Here is a 17,768-nt window from a genome sequence, read left to right on the forward strand (position 1 = left end):
GCGAGCCAACGCCCCACCTTCAGTTTGCCCTGTCGTGTCAGGGTGCGGGAGTGAACACCACGACGTTGTCGCTGCGACCCCAGGCCTGCACGACCACCGCGCCATCCTGACGCACGGTTAGCGCGCGCAGGGTGTTGGGCGATACGCCCGCGGCCCAGGGAGACGTGCTGAGGGTGCCGTTGGTCACGTCGATCACGGCCAGGAGCAGATCGCCCGTGGCCACCTCTTCGACCGCTAGCACGAAGCGTCCTTCACCGGCCGCAGCGCCCAGGGAGCGCGGCAGGTAGTCGGTGCTCTGGAAGGCGATCTCCGCCGCCGCCCCGGTGTTGCGATACACGGTGATCCCCGTGGCCCCGTCGGCCGCCGTTCCCGCGGGCATGATCAGATCACCGTTCAGCGCCGGTGCGTCCTTGCTCGAGATACCCGTGCTCACCTGCCAACGGATGGCGGGGGTCGCCGGGTTGATCGCGCTCAACGTACCGTTGCGCTCCTGGGTGTACACCACGTCGCCGGCCGGGCTCACCACCGGCGCACTGGCCGGGCGGGTCAGCGCGGGCGATGCGAAGCCCCAGCGGCTGGTCAGGGTGACCGTCTGCGGGTCGTAGTCGAAGGCCTGCAGCAGGCCCGCGCCCGTGCCGCGCGTCAGCGAGGCGTAGACGGTGCCGTCGTTGGACTCGACCGCGATGGCCGAGGCGTAGGCACACGCTGCTTCGGCGCCGCCGAGCAGACAGTTCGGCGTGGCCGGGAAGTTGCGGTTCGGCGAGAGCTGCTGCTCCCCGAGCACGGTGCCGTCGGCGGGGTCGAGGATGTAGGCCTGGGCGTTCCAGGTGAACATCACGAGGCGACCGTCCGGCAGGAACTGCGCCCCTCGGGACAAGCCGATCACCGGCGTCGACCACAGCACCGAGCCGTCGGGGGCGAACTTGGTGATCGCCTCCTGGGCCGTGACGTAGAAGTTGCCGTCGCGATCGATCAGCGCACCCACCTGGGCCAGCTGCGTGCCGGTCTGCGACTCGTCGATGCGGAACTTCTCGGCACCCGTGTTGGTGTCGAGGGCGATCAGCTCGCTTACGCCGAGGTTGTTGTTGCGGCTGCTGAACAGCAAGGTGCCGTCGCTGGCGAGGGTCGACCAAGCGAACTGCGCGCCGGGCACATCGATGGGCGCACCGGCGGTGAACGCATCACCGATGGCGAAGGGCACGCAGTTGCAATTGCGGTTATCGCGGTTGCTGCCTGCCCAAGGGCCACCGTAGCTGGCCGGCAGATCGTACGCGAAGCTGGGGCCGAGGCCCGTGTCGGCACGCCGCAGGAAGCGAGTACCCGGGAAGCCGGCCAGACGCTCCGTGTAGTAGGCGACCGGACCGCTGGGCAACATGTACGGCTCAGGCTCCGAGCGCTGCTCGTCGGTGAGCGGATCGTCGATGCGACGGAAGAACGGCGCATCCGGATCGATGCCGGCCAGCCAGATCTCACTGGGGCCAACAGGCTGGCCGGGGAAGGTGTCGCCTTGGCCCAGCTCATCAGCGGCCACCACGGTGACGTAGGAGCGGCCGTTCAGGGAGAACGCCTCGGGCGAGCTCAGGAGCGGCTTGTCGCTCGGAATAACGAAGCGGTTGTATTCAGTCCAGACACCGTCGATGCGACGGTAGACCGCGAGGTCCGTGAAGTTGATCATCAGCACGAACGCGAAGTCGTTGAACTCCGGCGCGAACCAGATGAAGGGGTTGATCTTGTTGTTCGGCGAAGAGGTGATGAGTTCACCGTCGCCGGTCGCCAGATCGATCTGCATCACCTGGGTGCGGCCGATGTCGTCCGTCGCCAGGGTCAGTACGGTGGGCTCGGTGCCGAGGAAGCGGCCGCCCTCGGCCACCACGTTGGCGCTGCCCTCACTGGCGGGGTCGTTCCAGTCGCGCCAGGACACGACGATCTCGCCGTCCGGCAGGATGCGGTTGTAGACCATGCGCGCCGTGCCGGTGAAGCCCGGCTGCGTGCCGTTCGCGCGAAGGCGATTGTCGCCCTGCTCGAGCAACTCGGTGGTCCACGTCGCGGGCCCCACGTTGCGCGCCACGGCCAGCCACTTCGTCCCTTCCACATCCTTGGTGTAGATGAGCACGTCTTCCTCGCCGTAGCTCATGCGCGGGGTGTTGCCCACCTCGCCCACGGAGGCGAGCCCGGTGTCGACCAACGTGCCACGGCCGTCCGCGGGGCTGATGTCGCCGGTGATGGGATCGACGCGAGCGATCCACAGCTGGTTGAAACGGTCTTGCCAGATCATCCGGTTCTCGGCTTCGTCGAACTCCGGTGCGGGGAGATCGCTCGAGGTATCGGAGATGATCTGATCGTCGACCACAAAGTCGGCCAACGCTGCCGGCACACCCACAGTGAGGCCCAGGCTAAGGGCAACGGCGGGGGCGAGGAGATTAAGCATTGAAGTAGCCTTCCCAGGCTCGGAACCATTCAGTCGCATGGTATTGGGGGTCTCCGTACTTTGAAGGTCCAGTTAGCCGGACTCTTGGTTTTTGGACCACGGATTGATCCTGTGGCCGCAATTGTAGCCCCGCCGAGCGTGCGCCGCGTCACATCGAGATAACGATCACCGTAAGCCCTTGTTTCGAGGCTGAGCATCTGTCAAAAATGTGACGTAATGCTCAAATAATGCGCAGCCTCAAGGTCTTATTGTCCGTTCGATGAAGGCTGTACACAGGGCGTTGCGCACCGTGCGGGCCGCCCGCGCCGGCCGGATGCCCGCTTTGCAGGGTCGGCGCTATCGAGGCACCGCGGGCCGGTGTAACATCGCGCTCCGGTAATTGTGTCCCTGGATGATCTGGCGATGCTGCTTTCTGTGCATATTCCGAAGACTGCTGGCACTTCTTTCCGGCAGGCGCTGCAGGCGCAACTCGGCGAGGATCGGGTCGCTCTCACCTACCTCGGTCGGGTGATGTGCGGCAACGATTACGTCTGTGGCTTCCAGGGCCGTTCCCTGGAGCACCTGGCCGATGAGGACGCCGCGGCGCTGGTGGACTACTGCGAGACCAACGGCGTCGCCTGCATTCACGGCCACTACACACTGTTCGCTCTGCGCGAACTGTTCCCGGACGCGCGTTGCATCACCTTCCTGCGCGATCCCCTGAAGCGGCTGATCTCCGCCTACAACCACATGTTCGTCACCATGCCCGATCGCGCCGAGCAGCTGTCCTTCGAGGACTTCGTGCGCATGGAACGCACCCAGAACGTGTACGAGTCCCACGGTGTGCTGGAGTACATCGCAGACTTCGACTTCATCGGGATCACCGAGCAGTACGGCCGCAGCCTCGAGCTCCTGCAGAACGTCTACCCGGAGCTCGGCGTGTTGCGCCTGGAAGAGGCCAACGTGTCCCAGACCAAGCGCTTCACCCGCCAGGACGTCAGCGATGACTTCCTCGACGAGCTACGCTCGCTGAACGACGGTGACTACGAGATCTACAACCAGGTGTGCGGCTGGTTCGAGGAAGAGTGCGAGCGCCGCGGGCTCTAGGCCCCGACTCCGCCACCGAGATGAGCGATAGCGCACGCATCATGCAAGCCCTGCGCCGAGCGCAATCGGCGAACGACAAGAGGACGAACGACATGAGCAAGAAAAAGGCGCAGGAGACTGCCGCCGTACAAGAAGACAAGCCGTTGAGCGTCGACGACATCCCGGGCGCCGTGACGCCGGACGAAACCAACAGCGGTGGGGGCAACAACACCGAGAGTGATGACAGCTCCCTACACAGTCGCTTGAGCGCTTTCCGCGAACGGCGCACGGGCGGTGAAGGTAGCGCCGCCATCGCCGGCGCCCGACGTTCAGGAACTGGCCCTCGCGCTGGTGGCGGTGGTCGTGGCGGACCGGCCGGTGCCCTCTCCGCCCGTCGCGCCGCAGGCGGCGCGGGTGGTGGTGCCGCCGCCGGCGGGGGTGGCCGCGCTGCCCTGCAAGCGCGTCGCGGTGCGGCCGCTGCCGGTGGCGACGATGATGCCGCGGCCAAGGGCAAGGAGATCCTCAAGCAGGTGATCGCCCGCATGAACACGCAGGGACAGGACAACAAGCCCTTGCACAAGGCGCTCAAGGGCGTCGCCCGCGGCTACCAGGCCCTCGAGAACGAAGTCGCGCGCCTGCGCGAAGAGCTCGAGAGCTACAAGGGCTAAAACGGCAAAGGGAACGCGATAGGCCCTATCGCGTTCCCTTCAAGACTCTTGCAGCACGCCGCTCTGGAACGTCCTTGCCCGCGTCGGCCTACTTGCTGACGAACTCCAGCTCCGACGCCTGCACGATGCCGTTCTGCTCGTACTTGTCCTCACCGCGAATCAACACGGGCGAGTAGTGGTCCAGGGGGAACCCCTGGCCGTCCACGTCCTGCCCCTCGTAGATCTTAACGTCCGGCGTAGTCACGCGCGTGGAGAACCCCATGCGACGCTTGGCCGTGGGGTTGCCCGTGGAGCCGTGCAGGGAGCTCTCGTTGAATAGGAAGAACTGCCCTGGCTTCATGACGAGGGCGACCGCATCGCTCGTGTCCACCACGTACTCCACCTTGTAGCGCCGACCGAACAGCCCCTTGTCTTCCGGGCCGACGCGGGTCATGCGGCGTTCGATCTCACGCTTGTGGCTCCCCGGCACGATACGCACGCAGCCGTTGGTGAGGTTGGAGTCGTCGATCGCGATCCAGGCGGAGATGTTCTTCACCGGGTCAAGCGCAGGGCGGAACAGGTGGCCCGGGAATCCGAGATCCTGGTGCCAGGCCACGGCGCCACCACCGGAGTCCTTGTACTGGAACTGTGAGCGCCACAGGACGAGATCCGGCCCCATGAGCGAGGCCATCGCCTCGACCATGACCGGCAGCGTAGACAGCTCCATCAGCTCTTTGTGCACCAGGTGCCAGTCGCGCAGGATGCGGTGCTTGTAGTCCGCTCCCATGTCGTACACCGGAGACGGACCATCGAGGAAGCCGAGCTTGTCGATCCAGCTGCGCAGCTTGCCCATCTCCGCTTCGCTGATCGCCTCCATCGGGCCGAGGTAACCGTTCTCCTCGAAGAAGTCGATCTGCTCCTGCGTCAGGCCGTACTGCTCCTGCGCTTGGCTTGCATCCTTGGCGGACGAACTCATCTGCTCACCTTTGATAGTTGTTGTGGTCATCTACAGCTGCTTGTCGGAGAAGAACTGCCAGATAACTTGGCTGGCGGATAGCTCCTGGCTGATCGTGCCCGCCAGCCGGTTGGCTGGTACAGGAGATCCGGGCCAGGTGTGGCCTCCGCCCTCGATGGCGAAAAAAATCACCGACCCGCCGCGCTCACACGCGGCGCTGCGCTCGCGCACGACGGTGGTGCCGTCGTCGACCCGATCATCGAGGTCCTCACGGGCGGGACTCGCGCAGCCGTTGTGGCGGCGCCACCAGTCGACGGTCTCGGGGACCGGGATCACCTCACCGCCAACGCCGGCGCGCCGGCCCTTCGGTATGCGTCCCCCACCCCATCGGATCAAACGGTCGGATCGTCCGTTGATCATGAGTATATCAACGGCCTTGCGCGGTCGGCATTGCTCGACATAAGGCACCGGGAAGGATGCGATCACCGGCGCGAAGGCCGCGATGGCATCGTTCGCCTCACATGCCAAGCGGAAGGTCATCATGCCGCCGTTGGATGCTCCGGTCGCGTAGACCCGTCGCGGATCGACGCCGGCATCGGCCACCAGGGCGTCGATCAGGGCGCGCGCAAAGCCGACGTCGTCGCCGAACGCGCGCGTGGTCGCGCGGCCGTCGTTCCAGTGCTCGATCGAGCGCGGATAGGCGACCAGAAATCCCTGCGCGTCGGCCACCTCGTTGAAGCCGGTCTGCCGGGCGATCTTGTCCGGCGAGCCTTCACCGCCGTGAAACATCAGTACCAGCGAGCGCTCGCCGGCCGGTGGCAGGCGCTCGGGCGTATACAACGCGTATTCGCGCCGCACCTTGCCGACGGACAGCGTGCGACTCTCGAAGGATGAGGGTGCCGCCGTTGCCTCGCCGGACTCCATACACCCCGAGACACCGAACAACCCTGACAGGCACGCCAAGAGCAGCGCCCATCGCGGCACGCCCGGTCGCCAAGTCTGTCGGTGCTGCGCTTTCATCATTCCGTCGCCGTCGCCTGCTAGCGCCCTAGCCACACGGACAAGCCCGTGCCTTCGCGCTGAATCGGCATGCCCGTGCGCTTGGTCCACAGGCGCTGGATCTCACGGTGGGTCGAGGTGCCGAGGAACAGGCCGACGGGCGTCGGCAGCAAGGTGCGTACGCCCGTGGCGAAGGGATCGTCGAAACCGTCCATGGTGACTGCCTCCCAGTGCTCACCATCCTGGCTCGTCCACAGCTGGAATCCGCCGCCGATATGCTCAGCGCCGCCGAGCGCATCGTGGAAGGCCTGGCAGTGGTGGGTGCCGACGTAGATCGCGTCCTTGTAGGCCGCCATGGCCCACAGGGCTGAGTTGGCGTGATCATCGTAGCCGGGCCCCATCAGCGAGAGGGGCACCTTGAGGCCGTCGGTGGTGAAACGTGATGCGCCGACCAGCAGTTCCCAGCTGTCGTCGGCGTGCACGCGGATCAGCTCCGCGGCCGCCGGACCGACGTCGTGTGCCTTGTCGTAGCCAAGGCCCGGCAGCCCACTGCCCACGTAGAGCGCGCCGTTGAACGCGGTCATCGAGGCGGTGGTCTCGTTGACGTTGAAGCGCTCGGCGCCTCGGGTCATCACACGGGTCCATTTGTAGGGTGGCTTACCTTCCGCATCCGTTCGCCACAGCTCGAAGCCGCGCTCGGGGTTGCCCGTCCCTGCGTAGAGCTGGTCGTTGTAGACGGCCGTACAGAAGACCGAGAGGTTGGTGGCGTCGCCAAAGCTGTGCGGCATCGCCTCTTCCCAGCCACCGTTCAGGGGGTCGTCGGAGACGAACAGCTTGGCGACGTCGCCGAAATTGCGGTCCATGACCCCCTCTTTCACGCTGCCCACGGGCGAGACGAAGAGCTTGTTCTTGAAGGTGATGATGGAGCGGAACGACAGGGTGTCAGGATCACCCAGGCCCGGCTCGCACACGGCGCGGAAGTTGCGTCCGTCCTCGCTGGCGATCAGCTGCGAGCCCCAGTGCGACAGGGTGCTGGCGAAGAGCACGGGGCGGTCGTCGCCCTTCTTCTGAAACACGGCCATGCAGCGGAAGCCGCGGTACTGCGGGACGAGTTGTTCCTCGCCCTCGAGCTTACCGAGGGCCCGCGCGCCCTCGCCGCGGTACACGTCCTTGACGATGGCGTTCTCGTCCGCCTGCACGAGGGGCGATTCGTAGACCACCTCCCACTCGTCCGCACGCACGTCGTAGCGCAGGATGCGCGCCGCATCGTCCGGGCCTTCACCGGTGGGGTGCGTGACGCCGAGGTAGACGTGACCGTCGTACCAGGCCATCGACTGGGCGACGAGGCTGCGCGGGTTGCCGATGCCGCCGGCACCGATCTCCGTGAAACGACTGCCATCAAGCATAGCCGAGCTCCCGCGATAGCTTGATCGTCTCCTTGCGGAACTCCTCGCCTGACCAGTCGAGGGGGCCGTAGAGCTCGGGCTCCTTCACCACCGCACGACGGAAGGCGGGCTTTTCGAGGAACTCAGGGTCGTTGCCCATCTTGGCATTCTCCGGGCCGTAGCAAGCGTAGGGCGAGCGCTCCGGGTGGAGCATCGCATCGATCGCCTCGGCGCTGGTGTCGATACCGAGCCACTCGCAGATCTGCGGCAGGTAGAGATCGGGATCGGTCAGCAGATCCTCTCCCTTGATGCGCAGGCACTGGCCCTCGGGCAAGGTGCTGGCGAACTCGGTGATGTTCGTGTGGGCGCGCAGCCAGATGTTCTCAGGGTCGACGCGGTCGGCATCGAAGGTGCCGCCCCACTCGCTGTTGCGCTTCAGGTTGTTCAGCAGCGACTTGCCCGTCGAGCGCGGATGGCGCGTCAGGTGCAGGAAGCTCGCGTCCGGAAAGATCTCGTAGGCGCGCTCGAGGTAAGCCGGGCTCAGCACCGTGCGCGGGGTCTTGTCCACGGCGATCTTCGGCGCCACCTGATCACAGATGAACTCGAAGACCTGCCCCGTGGTCCAGTCCGCGTGCTCGTCCAACCATTCCTGGACGGCGGCCACGGTCGACTCGGTCTGCTCACCGTGCTGTAGCTGCGCCAGCGTGCGCAGCAGGCCGTGAGCGCCGTGGGGGCGCGAGGCATGCGCGCTCATCAACTCGCCCACGGTCTCGGCCATGAAGAGGTTCACCTCCGGCAACCCGTAGGTTTCCGGGTGCTGCCCCAACACGGCACAGACGACCGATGAGAAGGATCGCATCGGGCAGAGGATGATCAGCGGCGCTCGACGTTCTTCAGCCATCGCTCAGTACCCGAAATACATGGCGTAGTGCTGCACCGCTTCGTCGAAGTGGAGCGAATCGTCCCAGCTCAGGGGCGAGTCCAGGTCGCTCTCCTTCTCCTTGTACGGGCGAAGCTCGGGGCTACGCAGGAAGTTAGGATCGTTGCCCAAGGGCGCATTGGACGGCCCCATGCAGGCGAACGGCGAGAGCTCGGGTTTCATCATGCGGTCCACATCGGCCTGGGCCGTGCTAATGCCGAGCCACTCACAGATCTGCGGTAGGTACACGTCCGGTGCAGACATGAAGGACTCACCGCGCAGGGTCATGTAGTTGTCGGGCGGCAAGGTCTCGAGCGTCTCCATGACCCGCAGGTGCGGCTGCAGCCACATCTTTTCCGGCGTCATATTGTCATCGCCCTCATCGGAGCGGCCGAGGCCCATCATGCCTGTGGCCTTCTCTTGCATCTGGCGCGTCTCGTAGTTGGACTCGAGCGTGCCGCGCGGGTGACGGGTGAGGTGCAGGAAACGGGCCTCCGGGTAGGCATCGACGATCCGATCGAGAGCACCTTCCAGGAACACGAACATGGGACTCTTCTCCACCACGGCGCGCGGCGACGCCCAGTTGCGGATGTCGTTGAACATCTGCGCCGAGGTGAGATGGGAGTTCTCGTCGAGCCAGCGCTGGGCCGCCTCGATGTCCTTCTCGGTCTGCCCGCCGAGGCCCAACTCGGCCACCGCACGCAGCAGTCCGTGCTGGAAGCGCGGGCGCAGGCGGTAGAGGCGCGTGAGCTCCTCGTAGGTGTCAGCGGCGAAGAGGTTGGTCTCGGGCAGGCCACACATCTCGGGGTGGCTGCCGATCATGGCGCAGGCCACGGACGTGAAAGACCGCGGCGGAGCCAGGATGAAAAGTGGTTCAGGCGCACTCATGAGCTCACCTTCTTGCCGTGCCAGATCTCGAGCCCGCCGCCCTTGTTGGCGCCGGCCTTACAGGTGGGGAAAACGAAGAGTCCAAGGGGCGTTCCCACCACCTCACGGATGCCGTAGTTGAGCGGATTGCCGCCGGGGAAGCCGACGTCGCTCACGAGTTCCCAGTCATCGCCATCGCGCGTGCGCCAGAGGCGGAACTCGCCCTCCTCGCGCTTCGCCGTCTCCTCCTCGAGCCAGGCGTACTTCTCCTCCGAGAGATCCCAGCGATCCTTGAGGTAGGTGGGCATCCACTTCCAGCTGGCGGTGCCGAGGTAGAGCCAACCGTCTTGCTCGGCGAAGCGCCAGAACACGTGGGTGAAGTAGTCGTCGAGGCCACCGAGACGGTTGCTGGTGGGGCGCTTGTAGCCTTGGGGCGTGAAGCGCGGCTGGCCGCAGACCAGATCCCAGCTGTCGTCCGGATGGATGCGGATCATCTCCGCCGGGAAGGGCCCGAAACGATCGCGACCGCCGCGGCCCTGGCGCTGCAGGGTGCAGCCCACGTACAGGGCGCCGTTGAAGACGGTCATGGACGAGGGCACGGAGCTGATCGGACGCCAGGCGCCGTTCTCCACGATCTTGGTCCACTTGTACGGCGGCTTACCTTCGGGCTTGCACTTCCAGATCTGGAAGCCCTTGCGCTTGTTGATGGTGGCCGCGTAAAGGTGGCCCTCGAAGACCTTGATCTCGTTGATCGAGAGGTTGGTCTCATCGCCGAAGGCGCGCTCACAGGTCGGCACCCAATTGCCGTGCAGCGGATCCTCGGTCTCGTAGACGTAGGGGAAATCGGTGAGGTTGTCATCGAACATGCCGCGGCCGAAGTTCTTCCCCGTCGGCGTGGAGAAGAGCTTGCCGTTGACGGACTCGATGTTGCGCACGGAGGGTACGTCTTCATCGCCGAGGCCGAAGCCCTGCTCGTCGCACTCGACGAAGTTCTCGCCGTCCTCGCAGCGCAGGAACACGCACTGGTACTCCAAGGTGCCGATGCCCATGTAGAGCACGGGCTCCTTGTCGCCCTTCGCCTGGCAGATGCCACCGGCACGAATACTGCGATCGCGCACGCGGGTGGTGCCGTCGCGCCCTTCCACCATGGGGCTGTCGTAGAGCAGCTTCCATTCCCGGGTGGTGGGGTCGTAGCGCCAGATCTGGGCGCCCTCGTCGTCGTTGCCGCCCGTGTCGGCGCGCATGGAGCCGAAGCGGCCCTGGTCCTGCAGGCCCGAGCCCTGGCGCGCCGTGTAGCGCCCCATGAAGCCCAGCATGGCCCGTCCCGTGCCCACGTAGAGCGCACCCTTGTACCAAAGGGCGGCCTGGCTGGTGCGGGTGGCCGAGTTCCAGGGCGGCAGATCGATCAGTTCGAAGTCTTCGAGCTGAAGACCCCCCTGATTCGGATCGTGGTGGATGCTCTGGGGCTCCAGTTTGTCGGCGAGGTCTCTGCTCATGGTGTGAGGATCGCTGTTGGGTGGTTCGTGGGGACCGGTCCGCTCGGGCCGACCGCGTGTTGCTTCCAGGCAGTGCTCAACTGTAGCCAAACCCGCGCGCGCATTCCTTGACCGCGTCGCTGAGTTCGATACCGTCGCTGCCCGCCAGGGGGCCGTCGAGCTGCTGCGGGCGCGGTTCGTAGGGGCGCAGCTCCGGGCTTTCCATAAAGCTCGGATCGTTGCCGAAGCGAGCGTTGGGCGGGCCCAGGGCCGCAAAGGGTGAGTTCTCCGGGTGCTTCATGGCTTCGATGGCTTGAGCGTCCGTGTCGACGTCCAACCACTGCGCCACCTGCACGAGGTGTTCATCGGGTGAGGCCATGAAGTCCTCGCCCCGGAACCACAAGCGCCGCGACTCTGGCACGTCGGCCAGAAAGCGCATGATGCGCCGATGGGGGGCGAGCCACATGGACTCGGGATCCTCCACCTCAGCCAAACGATTGTTGCCCCGCGCCCTGCCCGGCCGTTCGTTGCCGGCACCGCCGCGCAGGCGCGATACGGCGCCCTGCACTCGCTCGCGCAGCTTGAAGACCGACTCGCAGGTGCCCCGCGGATGACGGGTCAGGTGCAGGTAGCGCGCGTCCGGAAAGGTCTCGGCGATGCGCGCCAGGGACGATTCGCTGTAGACGTAGATCGGGCTCTTGTCGACCAGGCGTCGCGGCATCGCCCAGGTGGCAAGGTCCTTGAAGATCTCGCCACTCGGGAGCTCGGCGTTGTCTTCCAGATAGCCCGCCGCCGCATCGATGTTCTGGGCCGTCTGCTCGCCGAGACCAATCTCGGCCACCGCCCGCAGCAAGCCGTGGCGGAACCCGGGACGAAGCTTATAGATGCCTTCGTTGAGCCCCGAGTAGTTGTCCGCCGCGAACAGGTTCACCTCCGGCAAGCCCATGAGGTCCGGGTGCTGACCGACCATCCCGCAGATCACCGAGGTGAAGGACCTCGGTGGCGCCAGGATGAACAGAGGACTTAGGGCGCCTGCCGTCATCTACCTCACCACGCCACGCTGCGACACATGCGCGCGTACACGTCGCGCTCGTGATCTTCGAAAGACGTACGCCCGTGCATCATGCGGGTGTTGTCGATCATGGCGAAGTCGCCGGACGCCCACGGGATCTCCCGGGTCAGCGCCGCGCCCACTTCCTTCACCTCCGCCAGCACGTCCGCGGGAATCGGCTCGCCGTCCTCCATGCGCACGAGTGCGTTCTTGCGGCCCAGGCCCTCCTCCTGCCAATGCTGGATGAGGATGCTGTTGACGAAGGCCTGGCGATCACGGAAGCGCGTGGACGGCACCACGGCGGGCTTCACGTACTCGGTCACCACCGAGCCGTCCTCGCGCATGTGCAGGGCGAGGTCGTTGTCGTCGCAGTAGGCCTTCATGTCCTTGGGATCATCGCTGTGGAAGGCCACCTGCCAGTGGCCGTCCGGATAGTCGCGGATGTACTTCAGGCGCCGCGCCTCGAACACCTCGCGGGCGTGATCGCTGAGGCTCTCCCAGATCCGCTCGCCGTCGGCGATGAAGGTGAGACCGTCGGCATCCGCCGGGCGCTTGCAGTAGAACCAGATCAGCTCCGGCTGGGTCTTCACGTAGGCGCGGTCCGCGTGCAGCGGCAGGCCAAAGGTGCGCTGCTTCTTCACGCCGTAAACGTACGCGACGTTCTGGATCGTGCCGTCCTTACCGTCCTCGGCGTTCTTGCGGAAAGACCCGCTGCCCGTGTTGTCCATGTAATCGTCGCTGAAGCGATTCGAGAAGGCCTCGAACTGCTCCAGGCTGATCTGCCAATCGGTGAAGATGACGGCGCCGAAATCCTTCAGCGCTTGCTGCGCGGGCGCGATGTCGAGGTTGGGCAGATCCACCCCGGGCTCGCGAAGGCGCGCCACGGCGCCGGCCACGTCACTAAACGGTTCGATGATGATGTCACTCATCGCAAGGCACTCCATCCAATCTCTCTGCTGGCGGCGGCATCATGCCGCCAAGGTCGACCCATCGCCACCCCGTACGAGGGCGACGATCTTATCCTCATGGCGACGCACGCTGACCGCCACGGTGCGACCGTGCGCGATCACGGTCGCCACCTGTTGCGTCTCGTCCACGGTGGCTACTTCGAAGTCCGACGGCCGCCCCTGCAAGCCGGTGCCGAAGCTCTTGGCCACCGCCTCCTTGGCACACCACAGGCGTAACGCGTAATCCTCGCGAGCGTCCATCGGCTGCGCCGCCACCAGAGCCCGCTCCGCCGCCGTGAGCGCCCCCTCGAGGAAGGACCCGAGTTCCACCCGGCCCAGGGTCTCGAGGTCCACACCCACCTCGTGCTCGCCGTGGGTCACGGCCGCGAGGCACATGCCGCCCACGTGCGCCAGCGACACCGCCGGCATCTGGATATCCAGGCCGGTCGCGAACACCTGCGGTCGGCCCTGCTCGTCGTGGGTGACGGTGATGTCGGCTGGGCACAGGAGCAGACCCTCGGTCTGCGCCAGCCAGTAGCGCACCGCTTCCTTCAGCGCCAGACGACCGACGATCCACTCGCTCATCTGCTTCGGGTTGAGGCGCAACTCGTGCCACTCGGCACGCTCCGCAGCGCTCAGCACCGTGAACGCGAGCAGGCGCTTCCAGACGGCCCCGGCGTCTTCCAGGAAGCCCTGAGGGAACGCGGGCAGGTACCAGACAACGGCATCGGCTTCCGCCTCCGGGAAGAGCGGCGTCCAGTCCTCGCCGAACCAGCCCTCGCGGGGGTTCGTGCGCGCCTCGTAGAAGCTGTGGGGCACGCGGAAGAAGCGGTCACGCCAGCCACTGATGCGCAGCACCGCGTGGCCTTCGCTGTCGAGGCAGTCGAAGTTGCCGCCGAGGAAGCGGGCCGTGGAGGCATCGCCATCGAGAAAGCCCAGGCGTCCGCGCAGGTAGCAATCGCCGGTGTCCTCCCGATGGGCCTGCAGCAGCTCGATGCGGCCGATGCTGGAGGGGAAGGACGAGAAGTCGGTGCCTAAGCTCTGCGCTAGCCAGAAGGCGGTCAGGTGGCCGATTGAGTCCAGCAACACGGGGTTCAGGAAGAACCCGTTGGCCGCTTCGTCGTGGAAGAAGCCTGCGGTGGGCGTGTCGGCGAGGCGCAGATCCATGCCCGTGTCATCGAAGGCGAGGAGGCTCGACACGGAGTGGAAGAGCGGGCCGTGGAACATGCCCGTCGTGTAGAGGTCGGCGTCCTCCCACAGGGGCGCTCGCGGCGAGCGCAGGGGCTCGACCAAGCCGCCATCCGCAAGGGGGGCGTCCGCGAAGATCACCTCGCCCTCCACCAGCAGCTGGCCCATCTCGTCCTCGAGCCACGCGCGTACACGCGCTCCGCTGTTGCCGCGCTTGGCGCGCAGGCGAATCGTGCGCGTGCCGGCGTCGACGGCGACCCAGTTGAAGGCCTGCACATTCTCGAGCGCCACCACCAGCGACTGATCGGTGAGCAATGCGGCAACCTCTACCAGCATCTCCAGGCTCACGCTGAGCGGGGACACGGGTAGGGCCATGAGCGAGGGGTCGAGGTCGGACACGCTCCGCGCGTACAGCACGTGGTGACGCAGGAAGCGTTGGCGCGAGAGATCGAAGTCGAACTCCGCGGTGACCTCCGTCTCCGAGTGCTCGACGATGCGAGAGATCAACGCCTGCCCTGGCGCTGGCGGCGCCGCCTCGGGGCCGGTCAACGCCAGCACCTCGGCAGGCGCCTCTTGCGCGGTGACCGGCACGGTGGTGCCAGGGATCGTGCCGCCCAAAGCGTCGAACACTCTCGTCTGCTGGTGCAGGAAGTCCTGCATCAGGCCGAGGTGGGCGCGCATGAGGTCGCTCGCCTCGTCGCTCTCGAGGGCGACAGGCTGTTCGGTCGTCGGCATCACGGCCTGCTCGAGGGCAGGGGCGACGGCGGTATGGGTGGGCGGCGTATTGGTCGGCGCCTGGGGCAGTGCCGCCGGCGGGCGCGGCACCATCACCTCGCGCAGCTCGGCGACCGTGTCGTCGTCGAGACGGATGTACGGGAGCGTATTGGCCACGGGCAAGGCCGGCCGCAGGCCCTGGCGCGCGTAGTGCTTATCGTCCGTCCTGGCCACGTGGCGCCCGGCGTAGAGGGCGTCCCATTGCAGGGATTGCCCCGCGGCGTACAAGCGTCCGAGCAGTTGCTGCAGCACCTGCAGGTCCGGCTTGGATCGACTGTTGGCCGAGGCCGCCACGTGCGGGCGGTCGCGCAGGATGTCGTCCACGAAGGAGGTCAGGTTGCCCGAGGGGCCCACCTCCAGGAAGTGGCGTACGCCGTCCGCGTAGAGCTGCTCCACCGTCTCCACGAACTTCACGGTGGACGCCCACTGCACGGCCGCCAGATGACGCTTCTCATCCGCCTGGGCCGGGAACGGCGCCGCATTGACGCACGAGTAGACCGGCACTGCCGGCTCCACGAAGTCCACGTCCTGCAGGAAGGACTCCACCGCCTCCGCCACCGGCGCGAACAACGGCGTGTGGTAAGCCCTGTCGAAGGGCAGGAACACGCACAGGCCGCCGCGACGACGCAGCTCAGCGGCGACTTCCTCCATCTTCTCCTGCGCACCGAACAACACCGTTTGGTTCGCGCAGTTATCGAGCGCCAGGTGAACCTCACCGTTGGACTCGGCGATGAGGGCCTGCACGTCTTCGCGCGGCACGGCGCCGACGGTCAGCAGGGCGCCACGGGCCACCGCGCCGGCGGACTCCATGGGCTCGTACATACGGTTCAGGTTACGGATGTGCTCGCGCAGCTCGTTCTGACCTTCCAGGCGGATCATGCCGGAGGCCACCAGCGCGCTGTTCTCGCCGCTCGAGTGCCCGACCATGACGTCCGCCGTCACCCCACAGGCCTTCAGCAGATGGAAGATCGCCTGATTGGCGATGAACATCGACTCGGACCCGATGCGCAGCGTGTGCAGCTGCGACTCGAGCCATTCGCGGTTCTCGTCCGTCACCCCGTTGGGCGGCATGAACACGGCGCTCGACGGGGTGAACTCGCGCTGGCCAGCGAAGATACCGTCCCAGAAATCGAACCACTGGCGCACCTGGGGGAACGCGAGGGCGAGGTCCGACAGCATGCCGTGGTACTGCGCACCCTCCCCTGGGAACAGGAACGCCACCTTGCCCTCGAGGGGCTGGGCGCTGAAGTACATCCCGCTGCGGGTCTGGAACTGCAGGCGGCCACGGTCGGCGAGGCGCTTGCGTGCGCGCTCGAGCTTGTCGCGCAGGTCATCGATGCTGGTAGCGACGATCGCCAGGCGCTGGCGCCCACCGTCCGCACGCGCCGCCGCCGTGTAGGCGATGTCGCGCAGGCGCACACCGGGTTTGTCGCAGTCCGCAGCCACCGTGTCGACGGCGTTCACCAGTGCTTCGCGATCTTCACCGCTCATGACCACCAGCTCGCTCGACCACTCGTACAGGGCGGAGCCTTCCGCCTCCACGTTGCTGTCGAACTCCTCGAGCACCGCGTGGGTGTTGATGCCGCCGAAGCCGAAGGCATTCACGGCGGCGCGGCGCGGCGACTCGCCCGCCTGCACCCAGGGACGGGTATCGGTGTTGACGCAGAAGCGGGTCTGCTCCAGCTCGAGCGCCGGGTTCGGCTCCTCGCACAGGGTCGGCGGCAAGGTGCGGTGGTACAGCGAAAGCGCCATCTTGATGAGGCCGGCCACGCCCGCCGCCGGGATCGTGTGACTGATCATCGACTTCACCGAGCCGATCGCTGCCGAGGGCAGGCGCCCTTCGCGCCCGCCGAACACTTCCGTCAGGGCACCGATCTCGGTCTTGTCGCCCAAGGGGATGCCCGTGCCGTGCGCCTCGAGCAGGCCCACGCTGTCTACGGGCACGCCGGTCTGACGGTAGGCGCGCTGCATGGCGAGGATCTCACCGTCGCGGTTCGGCGCGAGCAAACCGAGGGCACGCCCGTCGCTCGAATGGCCCACGCCCTTCACCACCGCATACACCCGGTCGCCGTCGCGGCGCGCGTCGTCCAGGCGCTTCAGCACCACCGCGCCGAGACCTTCGCCGAGCAGCGTGCCGTCCGCGCGCGCGTCGAAGGGGCGCGGAGCGTTACTGTCCGACAGGGCGCCGAGCTGGGTGAAGACGGCGAGCACTTCGGCCGGCATGCTGGCGTTGACGCCGCCGGCGATCATCAGGTCGCTTTCGCCCCGGCGCAGCTCCTCGATCGCCGCGCCGACGGCGAGCAGAGAGGAGGCGCAGGCCGCATCGATGATGTAGTTCGGCCCCTTGAGGTCGAGGCGATTGGCGATGCGCCCGGTCATCACGTTGGGCACGAGTCCGGGCGCGATGTCTGCGTTGAAGGGCGGCAGCTTGGCCAGCATCTCCTGGCGCAAGCGATCGAAGGCCTCTTCCGGGGCGTCGGGCAAGAGCCCGCGCAGGAGCTCGACGGTCTGATCCACCACCACGCCGTGCTGAACGACGTTGGCGTTGCCTCGGTGCAGGTAGGTGCTGTGGCCGAGGATAACGCCCGTCTTCGTGTGATCCGCCTCCAGGTAGCCCGCATCGACCAGCGCGTCGCGGGCGATCTTCAGGGCGAGGAAGTGGTCCGGCTCACCGCCGTCGACGGAGTTGGGCATGATGCCGAACTCGAGGCTGTCGAAGGCGTAGAGATCGCGCAGGAAGCCACCGGCGGTGGTCGAGATGCGGTTGCGCTCCTCGTCGTCCGGCAGGTAGTGGCGCTCGGCGCCCCACTCCGGCAACGGCTCACCGATCGCGCTCACCTGGCCGAGGATGTTCGACCAAAAGCGCTCGAGGTTCTGGGCCCCGGGAAACATGCACGCCATGCCCACGATGGCGATGTCCGCATGCGCGGTGCTCGCGTTGGGGGCGGCGTTCTTGCTGCCGATCGGATCGTGATCGCTCATTGTGTTGCGTGCCTCGCGGTCTCATGGCGGCGCAGCCACTTCTTCAGGGGCGCGCCCACCTTGCCGTGTCATTAGGAACCGGCGCG

At 66.4% G+C, this 17,768-nt stretch carries 12 protein-coding genes; 2 read left to right on the forward strand and 10 right to left on the reverse strand.

The window, feature by feature from the left end; translation table 11 throughout:
* Window positions 1-37 precede the first annotated feature (37 nt).
* Window positions 38-2,428, reverse strand: a complete 2,391-nt coding sequence (locus tag AAF184_06255; GenBank protein MEO0421916.1) for a PQQ-binding-like beta-propeller repeat protein — start codon at window positions 2,426-2,428, stop codon at window positions 38-40.
* Between the two features lie 402 nt (window positions 2,429-2,830).
* Here AAF184_06255 and AAF184_06260 point away from each other — a divergent pair, with 402 nt between their 5' ends.
* A complete protein-coding gene (locus AAF184_06260; protein MEO0421917.1) occupies window positions 2,831-3,514 on the forward strand; it encodes a sulfotransferase family 2 domain-containing protein in 684 nt (227 codons plus the stop codon).
* 92 nt (window positions 3,515-3,606) lie between these two features.
* Window positions 3,607-4,161: a hypothetical protein gene (locus AAF184_06265; protein MEO0421918.1), complete on the forward strand. Its 555-nt coding sequence runs from the start codon at window positions 3,607-3,609 to the stop codon at window positions 4,159-4,161.
* Window positions 4,162-4,249: 88 nt separating this feature from the next.
* On the opposite strand, the gene AAF184_06270 is transcribed toward AAF184_06265, so the two are convergent.
* The 9 genes from AAF184_06270 to AAF184_06310 form a co-directional block, all read right to left on the reverse strand.
* Window positions 4,250-5,146 (reverse strand): phytanoyl-CoA dioxygenase family protein, encoded by an 897-nt coding sequence (locus AAF184_06270; GenBank protein MEO0421919.1) that lies wholly within the window; start codon window positions 5,144-5,146, stop codon window positions 4,250-4,252.
* Window positions 5,147-6,115, reverse strand: coding sequence for a PHB depolymerase family esterase (locus AAF184_06275; protein MEO0421920.1), 969 nt, complete (start codon window positions 6,113-6,115; stop codon window positions 5,147-5,149).
* A gap of 20 nt (window positions 6,116-6,135) precedes the next feature.
* Window positions 6,136-7,500 (reverse strand): hypothetical protein, encoded by a 1,365-nt coding sequence (locus AAF184_06280; protein ID MEO0421921.1) that lies wholly within the window; start codon window positions 7,498-7,500, stop codon window positions 6,136-6,138.
* Complete coding sequence (locus tag AAF184_06285; protein MEO0421922.1) at window positions 7,493-8,380, reverse strand: sulfotransferase; 888 nt, start codon at window positions 8,378-8,380, stop codon at window positions 7,493-7,495. The genes AAF184_06280 and AAF184_06285 overlap by 8 nt, the downstream gene beginning before the upstream one ends.
* Before the next feature lie 3 nt (window positions 8,381-8,383).
* A complete protein-coding gene (locus AAF184_06290) occupies window positions 8,384-9,286 on the reverse strand; it encodes a sulfotransferase (GenBank protein ID MEO0421923.1) in 903 nt (300 codons plus the stop codon).
* A complete protein-coding gene (locus AAF184_06295; GenBank protein MEO0421924.1) occupies window positions 9,283-10,761 on the reverse strand; it encodes a hypothetical protein in 1,479 nt (492 codons plus the stop codon). Before AAF184_06295 ends, AAF184_06290 begins: the two co-directional genes overlap by 4 nt.
* 76 nt (window positions 10,762-10,837) lie before the next feature.
* Window positions 10,838-11,782 carry a sulfotransferase gene (locus AAF184_06300; protein ID MEO0421925.1) on the reverse strand — a complete coding sequence of 315 codons (945 nt, stop codon included), beginning with the start codon at window positions 11,780-11,782 and terminating at the stop codon, window positions 10,838-10,840.
* A 5-nt stretch (window positions 11,783-11,787) separates the two neighbouring features.
* The gene (locus AAF184_06305; GenBank protein ID MEO0421926.1) at window positions 11,788-12,720 is read right to left on the reverse strand and encodes a TauD/TfdA family dioxygenase; all 933 of its coding nucleotides are present in this window, start codon (window positions 12,718-12,720) and stop codon (window positions 11,788-11,790) included.
* Window positions 12,721-12,759: 39 nt separating this feature from the next.
* Window positions 12,760-17,682: a beta-ketoacyl synthase N-terminal-like domain-containing protein gene (locus tag AAF184_06310; protein MEO0421927.1), complete on the reverse strand. Its 4,923-nt coding sequence runs from the start codon at window positions 17,680-17,682 to the stop codon at window positions 12,760-12,762.
* Between the last annotated feature and the right edge of the window lie 86 nt (window positions 17,683-17,768).

It is taken from the genome of Pseudomonadota bacterium (genome assembly GCA_039815145.1).
Lineage (GTDB): Bacteria > Pseudomonadota > Gammaproteobacteria > Steroidobacterales > JBCBZW01 > JBCBZW01.

Excerpts from the sequence above, each read along its gene's own strand:
- AAF184_06255 (MEO0421916.1), bottom strand. The coding sequence starts at position 2,428 with ATGCTTAATCTCCTCGCCCCCGCCGTTGCCCTTAGCCTGGGCCTCACT.
- AAF184_06260 (MEO0421917.1), top strand. The coding sequence starts at position 2,831 with ATGCTGCTTTCTGTGCATATTCCGAAGACTGCTGGCACTTCTTTCCGG.
- AAF184_06265 (MEO0421918.1), top strand. The coding sequence starts at position 3,607 with ATGAGCAAGAAAAAGGCGCAGGAGACTGCCGCCGTACAAGAAGACAAG.
- AAF184_06270 (MEO0421919.1), bottom strand. The coding sequence starts at position 5,146 with ATGACCACAACAACTATCAAAGGTGAGCAGATGAGTTCGTCCGCCAAG.
- AAF184_06275 (MEO0421920.1), bottom strand. The coding sequence starts at position 6,115 with ATGAAAGCGCAGCACCGACAGACTTGGCGACCGGGCGTGCCGCGATGG.
- AAF184_06280 (MEO0421921.1), bottom strand. The coding sequence starts at position 7,500 with ATGCTTGATGGCAGTCGTTTCACGGAGATCGGTGCCGGCGGCATCGGC.
- AAF184_06285 (MEO0421922.1), bottom strand. The coding sequence starts at position 8,380 with ATGGCTGAAGAACGTCGAGCGCCGCTGATCATCCTCTGCCCGATGCGA.
- AAF184_06290 (MEO0421923.1), bottom strand. The coding sequence starts at position 9,286 with ATGAGTGCGCCTGAACCACTTTTCATCCTGGCTCCGCCGCGGTCTTTC.
- AAF184_06295 (MEO0421924.1), bottom strand. The coding sequence starts at position 10,761 with ATGAGCAGAGACCTCGCCGACAAACTGGAGCCCCAGAGCATCCACCAC.
- AAF184_06300 (MEO0421925.1), bottom strand. The coding sequence starts at position 11,782 with ATGACGGCAGGCGCCCTAAGTCCTCTGTTCATCCTGGCGCCACCGAGG.
- AAF184_06305 (MEO0421926.1), bottom strand. The coding sequence starts at position 12,720 with ATGAGTGACATCATCATCGAACCGTTTAGTGACGTGGCCGGCGCCGTG.
- AAF184_06310 (MEO0421927.1), bottom strand. The coding sequence starts at position 17,682 with ATGAGCGATCACGATCCGATCGGCAGCAAGAACGCCGCCCCCAACGCG.